Source organism: Streptomyces sp. NPDC018964, assembly GCF_044390325.1.
Lineage (GTDB): Bacteria > Actinomycetota > Actinomycetes > Streptomycetales > Streptomycetaceae > Streptomyces.
This window is the reverse complement of the sequence record NZ_JBIRYZ010000004.1, coordinates 260,323-279,622: the sequence shown is the minus strand read 5'-3', so window position 1 is coordinate 279,622 and position 19,300 is coordinate 260,323. Positions and strand designations below refer to the sequence as shown.

Genomic DNA, 19,300 nt, shown 5'->3' with positions numbered 1-19,300 from the left:
CCAGGCCCGCCGGAGGCTCCGCGGCAGCCGGACGAGCGGTCGGACGGTCCGTACCCGCCGGAGGGTCCGCGGGCTCCGTGGCCGCCGGAACCTCCGGTATCGGCGGCGTCGTGGTGCGGTTCGTCGTGGGTGGTGTGTCCGACCAGCCCAGGTACGTGCCGCAGTTGCCGCAGAAGTCGTCCGTGGGGCCGTTGGACGCCCCGCACGCGGGACATGCGCGCATGCGTCAGTTCCCTTCCTCGGCGGGCGGGCCGGACAGGACCTCCACCCGGAACGCCGTGTGCACCGGACACATGGTCCGGACGATCTCGTGGACCCCGTCCACGTCCACCGGTGTGCCGCCGGCCGGCCAGACCCGGACCAGCGCCTCGGCGGCCGGCTCCGGCGGCAGGCCGGAGCTGGCGGTGCGCGACCACACCGCGCCGCCGTCGCCGGTCACGTCGGCGTGCACGCCGAGCGCCAGCCGCAGGGCCTCGACCAGCCCGCGCCGGGTGCCGCGCCACCGGTGCAGCTCCACCGCGCGGACGACGGCCTCGCGGCGCCGCTCCACCGGCCACTGCGGGTCGTCCCCGGCCCCCACCCAGGACGCCAGCCACACCAGGAAGTCGACCGGCGCCACCCGGGGGTCGAGATAGGCGGGCAGGTTGTCGAGGGTCGAGAACACCGGGGCGAGGACGGTGTCGAGCCCGGCGGTGAACCGCTGCGCGAAGTCGTCGTCGGCGTACAGCGCGGGCAGTTGCCCGCCGATCGGGTACCTGCTCGGCAGGCCGGGTATCGCGGCCCTGCTCATCCCCGGCCCTCCGCCCCGACCGCCGTCACGACCACCTGGTGCTGGTACGAGAAGACCAGCGCGCCCGCGGACAGGTCGATGCGGTCCGTCGGGGCGCCGCGCCGGCCGGTGACGGGGTCGGCGGGGAACAGCCGGATCTCCTCGACCAGCGCGTTGCCGGCGGCGCGTTGCAGCACGCCGAAGACCTCGCCGTACTGGACGGGCCGTCCGAAGGGCCAGCCGGTGCCGTCCGGGCCGCCGACCAGCGGGTTGAGGTGGGCGTAGAGCGCGTCGAGGGCGGCGGCACGGACCCGGTCGGTGTCACCGGGGGCCGCGGAGAGCCGGGCCACCACGGTGACGCCCTGGTAGACCGGCGGCTCCACCACGAGCCGGGTGCCGATCAGCCGCCGTTCGTCGAGGCTCGCGGTGATCGCCGCGAGGACCTGGTCCGAGGGGATCAGCTGCTCGAAGCGCAGCCGGTCGTCGCCCTCGTCGGCCACCGCGTCCGGCACCACCAGGACCCGTACCGCGCCGGGCGCGTCCGCGGCCGGCAGACAGCGCACCCGGCGCACCGAGGGCGCGGCCTGGCGGCTGATGATCTCGTAGTCCTCGGCGGTCACCGCGCGGTCCTGCATGCGCAGCGCCTCCGGGGCGCGCCGCCTGGCGTTCTCGACGGTCTCCCCGGCCACCCCGCCGCGCGCCGCCTCCCGGTTGACGACCTGGGCGATGTACGGCACGGAGCTGAGCAGGACGGAGATCGCGCCGCGGGCCACGTTGCCCGCGGGTCCGCCGCCGGTGCGGTAGCGGGCCACCCGGATCCGGGCGCCCTTGGGCGGCACCGCGCCGCACTGCCGCAGCGTGCCGTCGGGTTCGCGCAGCGCCGGGGGGAAGAGGAACTCACCGGTGGTGGCGTCGACCCGGACGTGCCGGTCGGCGGGTCCGGAGCGGCCGAAGTGCTCCACCACCTCCCAGCGCTGCCACCCCTCGTCGGAGGAGACCTCCACCACGGGCGGCCCGGCGTCGAGGAGGACCGGCGGGCGGCCGAGCCGGAAGGTCTGTCCGGCGACGCCCTCCGAGGTGCCGAGCGGCACGTCGGTCACGGTCTCGGCGTGCTCGACGGACATGGTGCCGCCGACGGTGAACACCGCCGCCTCGCGCACCGTCGGGGACTCCGAGTAGAACGGCTGGCCCGGTTCCGCCTCGGTGACCCGGCAGCGCAGCCAGCCGGCCCGGGTGCCGCCGATCACCGACGCCGTGTGCCCGGCCGGTACGTACACGATGACCTCGCCGGGCCGGTTCAGGCCGCCGGTGGTGTCGTCGCCGGTCTCGCACGGCTGCCAGCCACCGCCGTCCCAGGCCTCCCACACCAGCGGGGGCTGGCGCGGGTCCACGCCGATGCCCTCGACCCGGCTGTCCAGGCGGACCGCGACGATGCAGCGCGGCACCGCCGTCGGCAGGCCGAACAGCAGCGCGTCGCCGGGCTCGGGCCTCGTCTGGAAGCAGGGGATGTCGAGGCCGTCGGCGAGCATGCCGGTCCGGTCGCTCTGCTCACCCGTCTTCGGCGCGGTGACCAGGCGGATCAACTCGCTGGGCAGGATGCGCAGTTCGTCGGTGGTGGTGAAGACCACGGGTTCGTCCGCCTCGCCGCGCGCCGTGGTCACCTCGGTGCCCGGGGGCAGCGCGACCGTGTCGGGCTGCGGCGCCGAGAGCCAGAAGTCGACGTCGGCGGAGGCGGCCGTCGGCGGGAACAGGCCGATGCCCAGCAGGTCGAGGAAGGCGGTGTAGTTCTTGTCCGGGACCCGGTTCAGCCGGTACAGCAGCTGGTCCACGAGGTAGGCGAACGTCTCGATCAGGGTGACGCCCGGGTCGGAGACGTTGTGGTCGGTCCACTCCGGGGCGCGCTGCTGCACGTACCGCTTGGCCTCGTCGACGAGTTGCTGGAACCGCCGGTCGTCCAGGTTCGGGGAGGGCAGGGCCATCAGTCCGCGCCCGCTTCCTCGGCCCCCTCCTCGGAGGGGATCGTGTAGAAGGGAAAGACCAGGTTGCGCCGGTCGTTGGTGGATCGCAGGGTGTAGTGCACGTCGATGTAGAGGGTGCCGTCCTCGACCGCGTCGAAGGCGACGACCACGTCGTCCACGGCGATCCGCGGCTCCCACCGTTCCAGGGCCTCGCGCACCTGCTGCGCGATGCGTCCGGCGGTGGCGCCGTCGCCGGGGGCGAAGACGTAGTCGTGGATGCCGCAGCCGAACTCCGGGCGCATGGGGCGCTCGCCGGGCGCGGTGCCGAGCACCAGCCGGATCGCCTCCTCGATCTCCCGTTCCCGTTCGACCAGGGCGATCCCGCCGGTGGGTCCGACCCGCAGCGGGAACCCCCAGCCGCGGCCGATGAACCGCTCGCTCACACCGCACCGCCGATCACGACGTTCAGGGCGCCGGGCAGGACCGTCGCGCCGCACGTCGTCCGGTCGCGCGCCCGCGCGGCCGGCAGCCCGCCGATGAGGACCTGTCCCGAGGCGAGCCCCGCCGGGTTGGGCATGATCACGTTGGCGGGCCCCATGACCGCGTGCTGGGGCATCACGCAGACGTGCAGGCTGCCCACGACGGCGGCGGGGCGGCCGCCGATCAGGACGGTCGCCACCGACCGCGCGGCGGCGGGCGGCGGGGTGGTGATCCGGCCGCCGTGGTCGGTGGGGTCACCGGTGCGGGCTGCGGCTGGCATGCGGCTCTCCTCGGAGGATGTCGGAAGGGGGCGTCGGGCGGGGTCAGTTGATCCGGATGAGCTTGGCCTTGAGGACGCCGAGCAGGCCGCCGTCGACGGTGACGCCCGAGCTTCCGGTGACGTTCACGTTGCGGCCGCCGACCTTCACGTCGACCCGGCCCTGGATGTCCACGTTGCGGCCGGACACGCTCACGTCGCCCCGTCCCGCGTCCAGGGTGATGCCCTTCTTGTCGAGCACGACGGAACTGAGGGGCTTGCGGGCCGTGCCCTTGCCGGAGTACACGGTCAGCTCGATCCGGTCCTGGCGGTCGTCGAGGAACACCTCCATGTGCTCGTCGGCGGTCAGCAGCCGTACCCCCGAGCGGCCGGGCGCCCGCGCGTCCAGCAGTTCCACCCGATGGCCCGAACGCGACACGACGGAACGGCGGTTGACCTTCCCGGTGGTCTTGTCGATCAGCGGCACGTCGTGCGGCGAGGGCTTGTCCACGCCGTTGTAGAGCCCGCCGATGACGTACGGGCTGTCCAGCAGGCCCTGTTCGAAGCCGACCAGGACCTCGTCGTTGACCTCGGGGCTCACCACTCCCCCGCCGCCCTTGCCGCCCCACTGCACGGTGCGCACCCAGTCGGTGACGTAGGTGTCGTCCAGCCAGGGGAACTTGAGCTTCACGGCGCCGCTCTCGGCGCCACCGGGCTCACGCACGTCGGTCACCACGCCGATCGCCAGGCCGGGGATGCGTGGACCGCGGGAGGGCGCGTTGGCGCCGGTGACCAGACCGGTCAGGGAGCGGTCCGGGCTGGCGCTCACCCACACCGTCGTACGGTAGCCGCCGTGCGGTTCGAGGACGTGCTGCACGGCCGTCGCCGTGTACTTGCCGGTGAAGGCCTGACCGACGTTGCCGAGCGCCACGGGCTTGCCCGCCCGCAGCTTCGGGTTGCCCTCGGCCAGCACCTCCAGCTCGCCGAACCCGGCGCTCACCTGGTCGGCCACCGCGTCCGCGACCGCCTTCGTCTCGGCCTGGGTGCGGTACGGGGTGTCGGTGACCGTCAGCTTCGACTTCCCGAACCGGGCGGCGAACGCCGGGCTCAGTCCCGGCACCACCACGTCACTGTCCACCGAGGGCCGGGTGGCCACCAGCGGCCGCTTCGTGGTGACGTCCCAGCCGCGCACCTCCACCTGCTGCGCCCCGTCCGCGGCCGACAGGGAGGCCCGTATCGCCAGCAGGTTCCGCCCGTACTCCAGCACCATCGGGTTCCGGGTGGCCGACGTGGACGGCGAGGGCGCGCCGGAGGCCTTCTCCGGCTTGGTGAACTGGAGCAGGCCCTGGTCGTCGACGCGCACCTGCGCGCCGCTCTCGGCGGCCAGGAACTGGAGGAAGTCCCAGTCGGACACGTTCGCCTGCGACAGCTGCTGGTAGGTGACCGGCGCGGCCTGCACGGTGCCGCAGGTCAGGCCCGCCCCGGCGGCCACCTTGCGGACGATGGCCGCCGCCGTCATGTTCCGGTACGCCACCACCTTCCGGCCGCGCTGGAGGCGGTGCGCCTTGGAGTAGGCGCGCACCACCGTGAACGAGCCGGTGCGGTCCCGGTCCAGTTCCAGGGCCGTCACCTCGCCGTTGAACAGCCGCTCGCGCGCCTGCCCGGACACCGTCTCCACCGACACCTTCAGCGGGGTGCCGATGGTGATGCCGGTCTTCTGGAGGAACTCGTGGTCGGGGTCGCGGAAGGTGAGCACCGCCGCGTCCGGCAGGCCCACGTTCTCGTCCACCACGCAGCTCACCAGCTGGGCGGCCCAGATCTGCGGGAGTTCGCCGGGCGTCTCCACGATCGGGTCCGCGGCGAAGGACCGGCCGCCCCGTTCCACGGCAGTGCTCACTGCTCCTCCTCACCGTCCGCGTCCCGCAGCCCGGGCACCACCAGTTCGGTGCCGGGCACGAGGGCCATCGGATCGTCGATCCCGTTCGCCTCCGCGATGACCCGCCAGGCCGTCGCGTCGCCGTACTCCCGCCAGGCCAGCAGGGCCAGGCTGTCGCCCGCCACGACGGTGTGCGTGCTGCGGGCGGTGCGGGAGCCGGAGGTCGGGTTCTGGCCCGCCGGGTCGACGCTCGCCTCCTCGATCGACAGCTGGCAGGTGGCCCGCAGCGGCTTCCCGTCCACGTCGAACAGCGTGTACGACACCGACAGGCTGGAGAGCACCCCGTCGAACGAGGTCGTGCGCGCGGTGCCCCACTCGAACCGCACCCACGGACTGGCCGGCTTCTTGCGGCCGATGCTCGCCGGGGTCGGCACGCATCCCTTCATCAGCTTCTCCACCGCCTGCTCCACGGAGTTGTCGTGCTTGGCGGTGGCGTCCAGGAACACTTCCAGGGACAGCGTGCGCGGGCCGCTGCCGACGAACTCGGGCAGCGCCGACTGCCCGGCCATCCGGGACGGGGTGCGCCGCCACTCGGTGGTCTTCTGCAACTGGAGCGTGTTCGGGTTGAACTGGAGGTTCAGCCGCGCGATCGTCCCGCCCGGCTTCGCCCCGACGGAGGCCGGGGGCTCCTTCAGCGTCAGCTGGGCCCTGGCGCGACTGGCGCGGGACACGGTGGACATGCCGGGACTTCCTTTCCGGGGCGGGTGCGGGTGGGGCGGGTGCGGGAGTGCGGGTGGGGCGGGGTGGTCGGCGGGGCCGGGTCAGGAGGGGCGCAGTCCCTCGTGGGCGATCTCCAGGGTCTCCACCGCGGCCTGCGAGTTGCTGGGGTCGAAGGACGGTCCCTGCCAGCGCACCGGCACGATCCCGAACACCTGCCAGCTGATGATCCGGCTGAGGTCCGGCCTCAGCGCCACGATCTCGCCGTCCTTGGGCCGCACCCGCTTCAGGGTCTCGTCCAGCCAGCGGCCGATCTTCGCCGTGTCGGCGGTGACCGGCCGGGTGAGCGTGATGTTCGACCAGGTCACGCGGCCGGGCAGCTGCCAGGCGAAGCCGTTGTTGCCGCCCTCCGCGTAGCTCTCGATCTCCACCTCGGCGCCCATGCCGGAGCAGGTGTTGAAGGCGCCCAGGTCGTTGCCGCCGATCGTGAGCTGGAAGAACACGCTGCTCGCGAAGATGTTGTCCGTCATCAGTCCGTCATCCGTTCCGTGCCGTGCCCTCAGCGGCGTCCGTCGTAGGGGCGGCCCGTACGTTCCCGGCCGCGTCGCAGTTCGGTGCGGAGCAGGCGGGCCAGCGGGTCGATCAGGCGGCGCGCCAGGTCGTCCAGGTCGGCGCCGGGGTTCTGCGGGGAATCGGCCGACCGGTCCGCGCCCCTGCCGTGGCCCTCGGGCACCGCGAGGTCGCCGGCGGCGGAGACCGACGACGAACGGGCGCGTCCCGGGCCCGACGTGGCCGGTCCGGCCTTGACCGGTACGCCCTTGGCCACGGCGAGGTCACCGGCGGGGGAGACGTCGCGCTGGACCGGGGGCGTCGCGCGGCCGGTGCCGCCGCCCGCCGCCGGTCCCGGCGTCACGGTCCTCGGGCGGACCACGGGGACGGGTCCCACCGGCGCGGGTGCCGGTGCCGTCGTGGCCGACGGGCCGTGGGCGAGAGGGGCGGTCTGGAGGGCGGTCACGGGGAGGGACCGCGCCGGTGCGGGGGCGGCCGCCGCACCGGGGGCCGTACCGGGGGCCGTGCGGGGCGGCTCGGGCTTGACGACGGGGACGCGCCGGCCGGTACCGGTGCCCCGAGGAGCCGTACCGGTGCCCCGAGAGCCGGTACCGGTACTGGTGCTCCGAGGGCCGGTCGGTCCGCCGGCCCGTGCCGCGGGGTCGGGGCGCCGCGCGCCCGGGTCCTGCGGCCGGTGCGTCGTCACGGCCCGCTGGACGTGCGGCGGGGTCGCCGGGGAGCCCGGCGACGGGGCGGGTGCCGGGCGCGCGGGCGCGCCGGTGGGCGCGGCGGGGCCGGCGCCGGGGACGGCCGGGGTCGTGGTCCAACGCGCGGCCACGACGGGACGGCCGCCGCCGGTACGGGACGCGGCCGCCGGTGCCGCGCCTTCGGGGAGCCGGGTGTTGAGGCTGAGCGGGCGGGCGGGGAGCAGCGCGAGGGTGCGGGGGGCCGCGGGGATGGTGGCGGGTCGGGCCGGCGCGGTGCTCCTGGCCGTGGGACGGGTGGCTCCTGGGCCGCCTGTCGTGGAACCCGCGCTCGCCGTCCTCCCGGCGCCGGTCGTGGAGCCCGTGCGCGCCGTGGAGCCCGTGTTCGTCGTGCCACCGGGTGTGGTGCGGGCGCCCGTGGGGGTCGCTCCCGCGGCGGGGCTCACGGCACGGGCGACGACAGGACCCGGGCCCGGTCCGGCCGACGCCGACGCCGCTGCCGACGTGGGGCGTACGGCGTTCCCGGCCGGGCCTTCCGGTGCCGGACCCGGGGACGCGGCGGACGGAGCCGGCGTCACCAGAGGCGTGGTCGGCCCGCTGCCGTGAGGACCCGCGGGACCGGGTGACGGGGTGCTCGGCGTACTCGGTGTGCTCGGCGGGGCGGAGTGGTCCGCGAGGCTGCGCTGAACGCCGACGGTCCCCAGCAGCGGTGCGGCGGCCGCCGCACCCCCTTCCCGTGCCGGGGACGCCTCGGCGGGCGTCCGGGCGTCGGACGTCGTACGGGGGGCCCGGGCGCCGGACGCGGTGGCACCGGGCAGGTCGGCGCTGGGGGGCAGCGCGGGCAGGGGCGCGCCCAGACCGCCGCGTGCGCGGGCACCGGAACGACGGGGAACGGAACCCGGCTCCGAGGGACTGCTGTCGGGGCCGGCGCCCGGAGCCGTTCCCCGTACGCCCCTGTCGGACGGGGCGCCGGCCGTGTCCTCGGCCTGGCGCTGGACGACGGGGAGCGCGGGGCCGGAAGCGGGCCCCGTGGCGGACACGGCGGGAGCGTCCTTCGCCAACGGCGTCGCCGTGGGCGGCAGTTCGGTGAGCGGAGCGCCCAGGGGCGGCCGGCCGGCCGCGCGTTGGACGGGGGCGGCCGGGGGTGCCTGGGGGGCGGCCGGTGCGGTCGGGGCGGGGGCGGCCGAGCCGGATGGTCCGGAGGCCGTGGCGTCGCCCGGCGCAGGGGCGGTGGTGGTGGCGGCGGCGGTCGTGGTGGGGCGCAGGGCGGGTACCCGGCGTACGGGCACGGCCACGCGGCGGGCGACGGTCAGCCGGGGGCCCACCGGTCGCGGCCGGGCGACCGGGCGGGACGCCTCGGCGTCGAGGGCCCGGGAGGCCTCCGGGAGGCCGCCGCCGCTCCGTTCGGACGACTCCCCCGTGACGGTGCGCCGTGCGGACGGCCCGGACGCGGACCCGGGGTTCGCGGCGTGTCCCCCTGAGGGAGTCCGCGAGGAAGCGGAGGCGGCGGCGCCGGAAGCGGGCCGTGCGCCGGCTCCCCCGGCGGACGCACCGGGGACCACGGAGACGCGTCGTACGAGTGGAATCGGCGGAGTGGCCGGCGGGCGGCCGGAATCGGAGGGGGCCACGACCGGGGGGCTGCCCGGTGCCACGGCCCGCTGCACGGCGGGAGCCGACGAGGAGAGCACGGCGGGGGACGCCGTGGACGTGATGCCGCGGGTCCGCGGGGCGCCGTCCGGACTCCCCGTGCCGGAACCGCTGCCGGTGCCGTCGGCGGAACGGGCCACCACGGTCTCCGCCCCGGAACCCGTACCCGCCGCCCGCGCACCACCCGAGCCACCGCGGGACGCCCCCGCACCGGAGGACGCCGGACCGGAGGGCGCCGGACCGGACGGCTCGGGGCCAAAAGCCCCGGAGCCGGAAGACGCAGAGCCGGAAGACGCAGAGCCCGAGGTCCTCGAACCCGAAGACCCGGAGCCCGAAGACCCCGGACCGGACGAGCGCCCCCGGCGCGCGACCGGTGTGGCCGACGCCGCGCCGTCCGCACGCACCGTGTCCGGCCGTACCGCGTCCGGCGCACCGTCCTGCGGGCCGTCCCCCTCCCTCCGTACCGCGCGGAGCAGCAGTGGCCCCCCGCCTGTGCCGGTGGCCCGCGGGGTGGCCGGGCGCGTGACCCCCCGTACCAGGCCGGTCGGGGCGTCGGGCAGCAGGGCGTGGCCGAGGCCGCCGTCGAAGGACGGGTTCTGCCAGGCGGCGAGCCCCGCGCGGAAGGAGAGGCCGTCGCTCACGCCCAGCGGGGCGCGGGAGACGGTGAGCGGGGGCGCGGCGGTGCGGCGCCAGCCGCCGTCCCAGTCGGCGGGCACGGCGGGACCGGAACCGCCGGGCGCGGCGGGACCCGGGCCGTCGCCGGGCGCGGCAGCGGCCGGGACGCCGTCGGCGCCCCGGTCCGCGCCCGCGCCGGACGCGCCGGACCGGCCGCCCGCCGACGGGCCCGTGGCCCGGCGGCGCAGCCTGTCCCGCCATGCCATGTGCTCAACCGCCTTCGTTCATGCGGGTGTTGATACGGGCGATCTCGGCCACCCACTGCTGGCGTTCGCCGTGGGTCAGGTCGAGGATCTCCTCGCGCTGCCAGTGGAAGTGGTAGGCGATGTACGCGATCTCCTCCCGGAGCCGGGGAAGCGCGTACGTCACGATTCCCCCAGGCGCCCACCCGAGAGGTCGACCTCGAAGCCGCCCTCGCAGTGCGGACAGGTCACCGCCGCGCGGGTGTGGCCCTCGCTGTTGATGCGGCGGTAGAAGTCCTGGAGGAAGGCGACGTCGGTGGCGTACATCCGCTCCACGACCCCGGCGTGCACATCGGTGATCGAGCCGAGCTGGGTGATCACCTGGCTCAGCAGCACCACGCTCAGGTACGCCGGGTTCTCCTTGACCCGCAGGTCGATCTGGGGCCGCAGTTCGTCGCGGGCGGTGGCCAGGCGCATCGTGCCGTGCCGGTGCACCGTGCCCTCGTCGTCCACGTAGCCGCGCGGCAGCTCGAACTCGAACTCGGTGCGCAGTCCGTGGTCCTCCCGGCGCGGCGGGGCGGCGGGGGCCGGGGCGGCCGCCGCCTGCTCCGACGCCTGGGCGGGCGCCGTCGCCTGGAGGAGTTCCTCCAGGTTGCCCGCCGTGACCGTACGACGCCTCATTCGACGACGATCTCCTCGAACACGATCGTGACGGACTCGGTGGCCGGGGAGGACTCGCCCGCCTTCAGCGAGGGGCCCTCCCACTTGGAGGCCCAGCCCTGCAGCAGCTGGATGCGGCGGACCGTGTTGCCCTCGGTGTCCTTGATCTCGATCGTGAGGTTCTGGCGCGCGGAGTTCACGGCCCCGTTGTTCAGGGTCTCCTTGATCCAGTTGGTGAACTCGCTGCTCTGGTCGAGTCCCCGGGTGATCGTGATCTCGCCGGCCTGCCGGGCGCCCGGCTGCTTGCGGATGATCTGCTTGCCCTCCGAGGTCACCTGCTTGACCTCGACGACATCCTCCTCGACGGTGAACCCGCTGATCTCCTGGATCGATTCGACCAGGTACCCGCCGAGCTGCACGCCGAAGACGTGGGTGGAAAGAGCGTCGCCCGTTGCCATGACTGTCTGTCAACCTTCCCTTGCGGACCCGCGGGTCACTCGTCGATGAGGCTGGTGGTGTCGGAGAACTGGGCCAGCCGGAACACCACGAACTCCGCGGGCTTGACCGGCGCGACGCCGATCTCGCAGACGACCCGGCCCTGGTCGATGGACTCCTGCGGGTTGTTGTCGCGGTCGCACTTCACGTAGAACGCCTCGGCGGCGGTCCGGCCGAACAGCGCGCCCCGGCGCCACTCCTCCTGGAGGAACGCGGTGACGTTGCGCCGGATGCTCGACCACAGGCGGTCGTCGTTCGGCTCGAACACCACCCACTGGGTGCCGAGCAGGATGGACTCTTCGAGGTAGTTGAACAGACGGCGCACGTTCAGGTAGCGCCAGGCCGGGTCGGAGGAGAGGGTACGGGCGCCCCAGATCCGGATGCCGCGGCCGGGGAAGGCCCGGATGCAGTTCACGCCGATCGGGTTGAGCAGGTCCTGCTCGCCCTTGCTGAGCCGCAGCTCCAGGTCGACCGCGCCGCGGATGACCTCGTTGGCGGGCGCCTTGTGCACACCGCGCTCGGCGTCGCTGCGCGCCCACACACCGGCGACGTGACCGCTCGGCGGGACGGTGGTGTTGCGTCCGAGGGCCGGGTCGAAGACCCGCACCCACGGGTAGTACAGGGTGGCGTAGCGGGAGTCGTAGCCGGCCTCGTCGTTGCGCCAGGTGCGCACCTGCTGGGCGGACATCCCGGGCGGGGCGTCGAGGACGGCGACCCGGTCGCCCATCTGCTCGCAGTGCGAGATGACGGCGAGCTGCACGGTGCGCACGCCCTCGGCGTCGATGTCGCCGCGCTGGTAGGCGCCCATCAGGTCCGGCACCGCGACCATGGTGATCTCGTCGATGGTCTCCAGGCCGCCGAACCCGGTGCGGGCCGCCGCGTCGCCGACGTACTCGGCGGGGTCGAGGCGGGCCGGTTCGCCGGAGCCGTTCACGGCCGGCGCGCCCGGGGCGTCGGGGACCGCCACGGTCTGCGCGGCGGGCTTGGTCTGGCCGGCGCCGCGCTGCTCGGTGACCTCGATCAGCGCGGAGGAGCGGGCCTGGGTTACCAGGTACCCCTTGACGTTCTTGCGGGTGGAGGCCTCGTAGGTCTCCACCACCTGGTCGCCGCGGCGGACCAGGACCTTGAAGCGGTCCTCCGGCGGGTTCTCGCCGTCCGCGTCGGCGATCTCCACCGACACCCCGGTCACGCCCGGCTTGGCCGCGATCAGGAAGCCGCCGAGCTCCACCGGCTGCACGGCCCGGCCGGCTCCGCGCGGACGGCCGTCGCCCGCCGCCGGGGCGGAGGTGTCCTCGGCGGACCCGCCGATGCGCACCACGTACGCGGCGCCGCCGCCGTTGGCGAAGTACCCGTAGACGGCGTGGGCCAGATAGGTGCCCTCGGTGAAGCCGCCGAACAGCTGGGAGTACTGGTCCCAGCTGGTGACCAGCGTCGGCGCGTGGAACGGGCCCTTCTCGGCGAAACCGACGAACGCGGCGACGGCCGTGCCGACCCCTTCGATCGGCCGGGCACCGGACTGCACCTCCTCCACGTACACGCCCGGGGTGAGGTACGTCGGCATGCTCGCTCCTTAACGTCCTTGCGGTCACCTGTGTCCAGGCCGAGTCTGCGCGGTGCGCCGGGCGGGGCGGCAGGGACGTGCGGACCTGCCCGGGGGCAAGACGTCTGCCTTTCCGGGCGCCCCCCGCTGACCGTCCGGGCGTCACCCGCCCCTGCCCCCGCACTGCCCGTACGGACCTGGACGCCCCGCCGGGCCGCACGGGCATCCGGACGGGGAGCCGCCGCGACGTGCGCGACGGGACGGACGTGCGCGACGGGACGGCACGGTCACGGTCGTCAGGTCGGCCGTCCACGACCCGTCGCCCGCTGTCCTGGCGCCGATCGGCGCCGAGGTGTCCGGGTCTTCGGGATCACCGGGATCGTCGAGGTCGGGGCGGGCCTCCGTCTCGGCCCGCACCGGTTCGTCCGGCGGCCGTCCGGTCGGCTCACGGTTCTGCCCTGACGGCGGCATCGTCCGGGAACAGCGCCGCCCGGGGTGCGCGGACGCCGTCCGTGGAGGCGGGGTTCGCCGCCCGCCCGGGCGGGCTCCCCGCGGGGCCCGGCGCTCCCGGGCACCCGTTCAGGCACCGGTGGCCTCCGCCAGGTACGGACCGAACTCGCTCTCCAGGACCAGGCGCCCCAGCTTGCGGTACTCCTGGGCGATCGCGGTGACCGTCTGCCGCATGGTGAGCGGTTCGCCGGACTCCGCGGCGAGGTAGGCCGCGGTGACCGCGCAGGCCCGGATGGAGCCGCCGGCCAGTTCGAAGCGGTCCGCGCAGAAGGCGAGGTCGAGGTCGTCGGCCCGGGGCAGCCGGTCGCCCAGGCACCGCTCCCACAGGGCGAGGCGCTGGCCGGTGTCCGGCATCGGGAAGTCCGCCACCACGTCCAGGCGGCGGGTGAACGCCTCGTCCAGGTTGGCCCGCAGGTTGGTGGTGAGCACCGCGATCCCGTCGAACGACTCCATGCGCTGGAGCAGGTACGCCGACTCGATGTTGGCGTGCCGGTCGTGCGCGTCCTTCACCTCCGAGCGCTTGCCGAAGATCGCGTCGGCCTCGTCGAAGAGCAGCACCGCGTTGACCGCCGACGCCTCGGTGAAGATGCGCTCCAGGTTCTTCTCGGTCTCCCCGATGTACTTGTCCACCACCGTGGACAGGTCCACCACGTACAGGTCCATGCCGAGGTCCGCGGCGATGACCTCGGCGGACATGGTCTTGCCGGTGCCGGACTCGCCGGCGAACAGCGCGATGACGCCGCGCCCCCGGCCGCCGCCGGGCCGCATCCCCCACTGCCCGAGCACCTGCTCGCGGTGGCGGGCGCGCAGCGCGAGTTCCCGCAGCCGCCGGTGGGTGGTGGGCGGCAGCACCAGGTCGTCCCAGCCGACGCCCGGCTCCAGCCGCCGGGCGAGCCGGTCCAGTCCCGCGCCGTTCTGGGCGCGTACGGCGACGCGCAGGTCGTCCGGCCCGACGGGGCGGCCTTCGAGGGCGGCGGTGCGCACCGCCGCGTCGGCGGCCCGGCGCAACTGCCCGGCGTCCAGCCGGTGCGCGGCGACGGCTCGCGCGAGCTCCTCGACGTCACCGACCGGGACGACGTCACCGGGGGCCGGGCGGCGGGCGGTCCCGGCGGCACCGCTCACGGTGGGTTCGCCGGTCGGGTCGGCCGTGCCGGCCGCCCGGGTGAGGGCGTGTCGCCAGCGGGCGGCCTGGCGGTCCGGGGAGGGGGCCCGTACGGTCAGGACGACGGGGGTGTCGGCCGCCCAGGCCGGGTCCCAGCCCGTGGTGCCGTGCGTGAACAGGGGGATGCCCCGCAGTCCGGCGCAGAGCGCGCTGAGCGTGCGGGTCCGTTCGGCGGGCTCGCCGGGCAGTGCCGCCAGCGGGCCGAGCACCACACCGGCGCCGGTCAGACGGGCTTCGAGGGCGATCACCCGGGCCAGCGCCGGCACGTCGGCCGGGCGCCGGGCGAGCGCCGCCGCGTCCAGGACGAGCGGGCGCAGGCCGGCCAGGCGCAGGGCCGCGGTGGCCAGTCCCTCGGCGTCGCCGCCCCGGCTGCGCAGATGGACGAGGCCGGTCCCGGTCCCGGCCGCGGCCGCCGCCCGGTGGACCTCGGCGGCCTCGGCGGTGGGGTCCTCCCGGACCTCGTCGAGGACACCGGTGAGCCGGGCGTCGGGCCGTGTGTCGCCCAGGAGGTGGCCGGTGACCCGGTCGGGGACCACCAGGACGCGGGAGAGCGGGGGCCGTTCCGGTTCGGTGACCTCCAGCAGGCCGCCCGCGACCAGCGGGGCCCCGGGGGCGAGGCGGAACCGGGCGGGCGACGCGCCGCCGAGCCCGCACAGCTCCAGCGCGAGCCCGACCGTGGGCCGACGGCGTGTCAGGTCGTCGTTGAGGTAGCCGTAGAGCCGCTCGAACCGTGCGTCCAGATCGGGCGCCAGGGCGATCAGCAGCAGGTCCAGGTCGAGCGGTGACAGCCCGAACCGCCGGGCGAGCGTGCCGAGGACGGAGCCGTCCGGTGGCTGCCAGGGCTCCCGCGCGGGCACGTCGAGCCCGCCCGGCCCGTCCAGGATCCGCGCCACCGCCTCCGGCGTGAGGTACTGGCCGCGGTAGGGGTCGTCGGGATCCGGGTCGGCGTCCCGCCGCACCGCCACGGCCTCCCGCACCCGCCTCTCGACCGCCCCGAGCCGCACCCAGAGGGCGTCGGGACCGGCGAAGGGGACGTCGGCGTCACCGTCCCGGCCGGTTCCGCCGTCCCCTCCCCCGACGTGGTCGTCGTCGAGCGCGGGTTCCACGGTGTGTGTCACGGCTGGCGGTCTCCCTTGCGGCGGCGTCGGGCCGGGGCCGGCGGGCGTTCGCGCGGGCCGGTGAAGCCGTCCGGGCCCGGGTCGCTCGCCTCCGTGTAGCGCAGCCGGCGTCCCGGGCTCGCCGCCGCGCCCTCGCGCGCGGCGGCGGAGCGCACGACGAGGCCTTCGGTGACCGGCGGCGCGACGGCTCTGGTCACCCCGGCGAGCGGGGCCAGCACCCGGACCCCGAGGGACGCCTTCAGTTCCCCGCCGAGCGCCGACCACACGTCGGCGGCGGCCGGGGCGTCCATCCCGGTCCCGGCGGTGTCCAGGCCCACGGTCAGGCCGAGTTCGGCGAGCGAGCCGGTGAGCAGCGCCGGGGGCAGCACGTCGTGGGCCACCAGGGTGCCGAGCACCTGCGACAGCAGCCGGTGCTCGTCCTGCGGGCGGCTCGCCCACGCCGTGACGAGGTACGTCAGCTGGAACCAGCGCGGTGGGGAGCGCCGGGCGACGAGGTGCCCGTCCTCGTCGTACACCTCCCCGGCGCCGGTGCCGCGCCGCAGGGCGTCCTCCCGGATGTCGTACAGGAAGACGCAGACGGTCGGGGCGCTGCGCCGCGCCGCCCAGTCCCGGGTGGGGGCGTCGAAGACCACGTCGACGCCCGACGCCTCGAGACCGCTTCCGGCGAGCAGCCGGCGCAGCCCCTCGTCGACCTCGTGGATCACCGGCGGGTCACCTCGTCCGGCGGCTGCACGCTGCCGCTGACGACCAGGAAGTCGGTCTTCACCGGGGAGAATCCGGGGCCGCTGGCGGTGATGACGCGCGGTCCGGTCTGGTCCTTGGCGAGGATCAGCAGCTGGCCGGTGAACGTGCCGTCGGCCAGCGGGACGGTCGGCGCCGCCGCCGCGGTGATGCCCGGCTTCCACTTGAAGCGCACCGGCGCTCCCGGCGGGAAGTCCTTGCCGCGCACGGAGGTGACGAAGCCGGGCTTGCCGATGTCCGGCACCGCGACGATGCGCGGCTGGAGGACGCGCAGCCGCTGCCGGGCGGTGTTGTCGCTCCGGTCGGCGTCCGTGCCGGTGGTGGTGAGCACGCCGCTGACCTGGCCGGTCATCGCCTTGTCCGGGCTGAGCACGACCCGTACGACGGTGCTCGCGCCGGGCGTGAGGTCGGGCAGCGCGCACACCCAGTTCCGGTCGCAGCCGGCCGGGCGCCCGCTGTTGGGAACGCCCGCGGGCAGGGTGACGCGCAGCCGCAGTCCGGTGGCGAGTGCGTTGCGGCCGTTGCGGACGGTGTACGTCACGACGACGCGTCCGCCGACGTAGCCGGGGTTCGGCTGGGCGGTGACCCGCACTCCGGGGCCGGCCTCGGGCTCCTCCGGCTCCGGAGGCACCGTGGGGGTCGGCGTCGGGGCGGGGGGCGTGGGCGGCGCGGGGGTCGGGGACGCGGGCGGCGTCGTGGGGGTCGGGGTGGGCGTGGGGGTCGGGGTGGGCGTCGGCGTGGCCTCGGCCACCGGCACCACGGTCCGGCCCGCGTTGTCACTGGGCCGCGGGTCGATGACCGTACCGGCGACCGACCAGTCGACCGGCGCGTCGCCGGGGACGACTCCGGTGAGCGTGACGTCCACCGGGACGGTGGTGCCGGGCTCCACCACTCCGAGGTCGCACTGGAGGGAGGCGGCGTCGCAGGTGCCGTCGGGCCGGCTGATCCGGGTGACCCGCACGCCGGCCGGCGGGGCGATCGTCAGCCGGGTGCCGGGGGAGGCGGCGGGGCCATTGTTGACCACCTCCACGGTGACCGTGGTGGTGTCGCCGACGGTGACCGGCGGGGCGGTGCCGGGCGCCCGGACGACGAGGTCCACGGACTGCTGGACGGCGGGTTCCTTCTGCCGGCCCGCGAGGTCGCCGGTGAGCGTGGTGATGTCGCCGGAGGCGATGTCGAGGCGGTTCAGCTTCTCGGGGCTGTTGGCCGCGACCGCGGCGCGGGAGCTGAACACGAGCCCCTTGCCGTCGGCGGTCCAGGCGGCGTCGCGGGGCTGGTGCGGGCCGGTGACCGAGGTGTCCGGCAGTGCCCGGCCGCAGGCGCCGGGCACACCGCGGGCGGCGGCCGGCAGCAGCACCTGGCAGGTGTCGCCGGACAGGGAGGTGAGCAGGATGCCGTTCTTCTCGTCGATCAGGCCGGCGCCGTTCTTGCGGTTGAAGGCGATGCCGCGGCCGTCCGGGGAGAACGCGGGGCTGTCGTCGATGACCTCGCAGTCGTCCGGGCAGTTTTCCTCGCTCAGGTCGTCCTGCTGGGACAGGCCGTCCTGCTGGGGCAGGTTCTCCACCGACACGGTCCACACGTGCTTGTTGCCGCCGGCCCCGTTGATCTCCATGGCGCGGGTGAAGGCCAGGGTGGTGCCGTCGGGGGACCAGGTGGGCTGGGCGTCCCGGCCGGTGAGTTCTCCGTCCGGCGGGACGACCTCGCCGATGATCGCGCCGTCGTCGACGTCCGCGATGAGGATGCGGCTGTCTTTGCCGACGCCGCCGGGCGAGATCCGGGTGAAGGCGAGGTACTTGCCGTCCGGGGAGAACGTCGGGTCGGTGTCCCAGTCCGTGTCGGCGCGTCCCTGGAGGTTCATGGGCTCCGGCTTGGAGCCGTCGGCGTCCACCGTCCAGATCCGCTGGATCCGGCGGCCCTGGGGGTCGGTCTCGAAGCGGGTGACGACGATCCGGCGGCCGTCGGGCGTGTAGTTCTGCCGTTCGGTCCACGGGTCGTAGCCGGACCCGGGATCGAACAGCGGGTCCTTGGCGGGGTCGATGTTGGTGTCGGCCGCCGGGTCCTCCTCGAGGATCGTCAGCCCCAGGTCGCGGGGGTCGGAGCCGTCCGCCCGGGCGTCCTGGAGCGTCACCGTGTGCGGGCCGGCCGCGGAGGTGCGCTCGACCACCGCGTGGCCGCCGTCGAGGGAGCCGAACCAGGTGGGCGAGAGGACGTCCCGGTTCTCGTTGAGGACCAGTGAGGGGACCCGGTCGGAGTGGGCGGTGGACCGGAACACGTGGTCCCAGTCGCTCTGGCACTCACAGGTGTTCTCGGGGCTGAGGAACACCAGACCGTCCCCGTCGGGCAGCCACGCCGCCCCGTGGGCCTCCCAGTCGGCCGTCGCGCCCCCGAACAGCGGCTCGTCGGCCGTCCCGTCGGTGATCCGCAACTGACGCTCGGGCTTCCCGTACTCGGTCTTGGTGGAGGTGTACGCGATCCAGCCGCGGTTGACGCCGTCGTCGACCGGGTTCCACGCCGGTTCGGAGGCGGTGCCGTTCGCGGGGTCGGTGAACCGGGTGGCGGTGCCGCCGTCCAGGTCCTCCACGTAGATCTGGCGGCCGGCCGTCGAGTCACGGTCGGAGACGTACGCGATGCGCTTCCCGTCGGGGGAGACCGTCGGGTCCTCCTCGTCGACGGTCGAGGTGTCGGTCAGCCGGTCCAGACCGGTGCCGTCGGTGTGCACCAGCCACAGGTCGCGCTGCGTCCCGCCGCCCGCGGCGGACTCGGCCGCGTCGAACACCACGGACTTCCCGTCGGGCGTCAGCTGGGGGTGTGCCGCGTCCATGCCGGTGGTGAGCCGCAGTGTCGAACCGTCGGCGGCCCGCAGGTAGATCTGCGGGTTCTTCTCGTCGCGGCGACTGGCGAAGACCAGCCGGTCGCCGAGGGCGGACGGCTGCACGTCGTAGTGGACCGGCCCCTCGCCGGACAGCGCGGTGCTGGAGGTGGTGGTGGTGACCTCGCCGAGACTGCGGTGCCCGGTGCCGGCGTACGCGATCCGGGTCTGGGCGGCGTCCGCCGCGTCCGTCGGCCGCGGATCGGCGCTGCCCGGGCCGGCCGCCGCCGTCACCCCGAGGAGGGGTACGACCAGCAGCAGCGACATGCCGAGTCTCCCCAGGCGGTACCGCCCGCCGGAGCCAGCGGTTTCCATCACGGTCCCCTTCGCAGTCTGGTGCGGCAGCTGGATGTGCCCTCCCCACCGTGCACCGGCCGCGCGCACGGCGGCAG

Annotated in this window: 15 protein-coding genes; all 15 read right to left on the bottom strand. The window is 75.2% G+C overall.

From position 1 onward, the window contains the following. Nucleotides 1-226 precede the first annotated feature (226 nt). A complete protein-coding gene (locus ACH5AO_RS09035) occupies nucleotides 227-790 on the bottom strand; it encodes a phage tail protein (RefSeq protein ID WP_398923308.1) in 564 nt (187 codons plus the stop codon). Continuing rightward, a complete protein-coding gene (locus ACH5AO_RS09030; RefSeq protein ID WP_398923306.1) occupies nucleotides 787-2,748 on the bottom strand; it encodes a putative baseplate assembly protein in 1,962 nt (653 codons plus the stop codon). Before ACH5AO_RS09030 ends, ACH5AO_RS09035 begins: the two co-directional genes overlap by 4 nt. Next, entirely contained in the window at nucleotides 2,748-3,170 is a 423-nt protein-coding gene (locus ACH5AO_RS09025) for a GPW/gp25 family protein (protein WP_030229539.1), read from the bottom strand. Before ACH5AO_RS09025 ends, ACH5AO_RS09030 begins: the two co-directional genes overlap by 1 nt. Beyond that, nucleotides 3,167-3,487 (bottom strand): PAAR domain-containing protein, encoded by a 321-nt coding sequence (locus ACH5AO_RS09020; RefSeq protein ID WP_398923304.1) that lies wholly within the window; start codon nucleotides 3,485-3,487, stop codon nucleotides 3,167-3,169. Before ACH5AO_RS09020 ends, ACH5AO_RS09025 begins: the two co-directional genes overlap by 4 nt. Nucleotides 3,488-3,530: 43 nt before the next feature. Beyond that, a complete protein-coding gene (locus ACH5AO_RS09015; RefSeq protein WP_398923302.1) occupies nucleotides 3,531-5,360 on the bottom strand; it encodes a VgrG-related protein in 1,830 nt (609 codons plus the stop codon). After that, the gene (locus ACH5AO_RS09010) at nucleotides 5,357-6,079 is read right to left on the bottom strand and encodes a LysM peptidoglycan-binding domain-containing protein (protein ID WP_030871414.1); all 723 of its coding nucleotides are present in this window, start codon (nucleotides 6,077-6,079) and stop codon (nucleotides 5,357-5,359) included. The genes ACH5AO_RS09015 and ACH5AO_RS09010 overlap by 4 nt, the downstream gene beginning before the upstream one ends. Nucleotides 6,080-6,160: 81 nt before the next feature. Continuing rightward, entirely contained in the window at nucleotides 6,161-6,586 is a 426-nt protein-coding gene (locus ACH5AO_RS09005; protein ID WP_398923299.1) for a phage tail protein, read from the bottom strand. 29 nt (nucleotides 6,587-6,615) lie between these two features. After that, nucleotides 6,616-9,837: a hypothetical protein gene (locus ACH5AO_RS09000; protein ID WP_398923298.1), complete on the bottom strand. Its 3,222-nt coding sequence runs from the start codon at nucleotides 9,835-9,837 to the stop codon at nucleotides 6,616-6,618. A gap of 4 nt (nucleotides 9,838-9,841) precedes the next feature. After that, nucleotides 9,842-10,000 (bottom strand): DUF6760 family protein, encoded by a 159-nt coding sequence (locus ACH5AO_RS08995; protein ID WP_163014002.1) that lies wholly within the window; start codon nucleotides 9,998-10,000, stop codon nucleotides 9,842-9,844. Next, entirely contained in the window at nucleotides 9,997-10,494 is a 498-nt protein-coding gene (locus ACH5AO_RS08990) for a hypothetical protein (RefSeq protein WP_398923295.1), read from the bottom strand. The genes ACH5AO_RS08995 and ACH5AO_RS08990 overlap by 4 nt, the downstream gene beginning before the upstream one ends. Further along, nucleotides 10,491-10,931: a phage tail protein gene (locus ACH5AO_RS08985; protein WP_030829861.1), complete on the bottom strand. Its 441-nt coding sequence runs from the start codon at nucleotides 10,929-10,931 to the stop codon at nucleotides 10,491-10,493. The genes ACH5AO_RS08990 and ACH5AO_RS08985 overlap by 4 nt, the downstream gene beginning before the upstream one ends. A gap of 35 nt (nucleotides 10,932-10,966) precedes the next feature. Then, nucleotides 10,967-12,529, bottom strand: coding sequence for a phage tail sheath family protein (locus ACH5AO_RS08980; RefSeq protein ID WP_398923293.1), 1,563 nt, complete (start codon nucleotides 12,527-12,529; stop codon nucleotides 10,967-10,969). A 558-nt stretch (nucleotides 12,530-13,087) separates the two neighbouring features. Beyond that, nucleotides 13,088-15,184: an ATP-binding protein gene (locus tag ACH5AO_RS08975; protein ID WP_398923639.1), complete on the bottom strand. Its 2,097-nt coding sequence runs from the start codon at nucleotides 15,182-15,184 to the stop codon at nucleotides 13,088-13,090. Nucleotides 15,185-15,294: 110 nt separating this feature from the next. Continuing rightward, the gene (locus tag ACH5AO_RS08970) at nucleotides 15,295-16,002 is read right to left on the bottom strand and encodes a DUF4255 domain-containing protein (RefSeq protein ID WP_398923291.1); all 708 of its coding nucleotides are present in this window, start codon (nucleotides 16,000-16,002) and stop codon (nucleotides 15,295-15,297) included. Next, the gene (locus tag ACH5AO_RS08965; protein WP_398923289.1) at nucleotides 15,999-19,223 is read right to left on the bottom strand and encodes a hypothetical protein; all 3,225 of its coding nucleotides are present in this window, start codon (nucleotides 19,221-19,223) and stop codon (nucleotides 15,999-16,001) included. The genes ACH5AO_RS08970 and ACH5AO_RS08965 overlap by 4 nt, the downstream gene beginning before the upstream one ends. Nucleotides 19,224-19,300 lie beyond the last annotated feature (77 nt).

Coding starts and splice junctions, on each gene's coding strand:
- ACH5AO_RS09035 (WP_398923308.1), bottom strand. CDS start 790: ATGAGCAGGGCCGCGATACCCGGCCTGCCGAGCAGGTACCCGATCGGC.
- ACH5AO_RS09030 (WP_398923306.1), bottom strand. CDS start 2,748: ATGGCCCTGCCCTCCCCGAACCTGGACGACCGGCGGTTCCAGCAACTC.
- ACH5AO_RS09020 (WP_398923304.1), bottom strand. CDS start 3,487: ATGCCAGCCGCAGCCCGCACCGGTGACCCCACCGACCACGGCGGCCGG.
- ACH5AO_RS09010 (WP_030871414.1), bottom strand. CDS start 6,079: ATGTCCACCGTGTCCCGCGCCAGTCGCGCCAGGGCCCAGCTGACGCTG.
- ACH5AO_RS09005 (WP_398923299.1), bottom strand. CDS start 6,586: ATGACGGACAACATCTTCGCGAGCAGCGTGTTCTTCCAGCTCACGATC.
- ACH5AO_RS09000 (WP_398923298.1), bottom strand. CDS start 9,837: ATGGCATGGCGGGACAGGCTGCGCCGCCGGGCCACGGGCCCGTCGGCG.
- ACH5AO_RS08990 (WP_398923295.1), bottom strand. CDS start 10,494: ATGAGGCGTCGTACGGTCACGGCGGGCAACCTGGAGGAACTCCTCCAG.
- ACH5AO_RS08985 (WP_030829861.1), bottom strand. CDS start 10,931: ATGGCAACGGGCGACGCTCTTTCCACCCACGTCTTCGGCGTGCAGCTC.
- ACH5AO_RS08980 (WP_398923293.1), bottom strand. CDS start 12,529: ATGCCGACGTACCTCACCCCGGGCGTGTACGTGGAGGAGGTGCAGTCC.
- ACH5AO_RS08965 (WP_398923289.1), bottom strand. CDS start 19,223: ATGGAAACCGCTGGCTCCGGCGGGCGGTACCGCCTGGGGAGACTCGGC.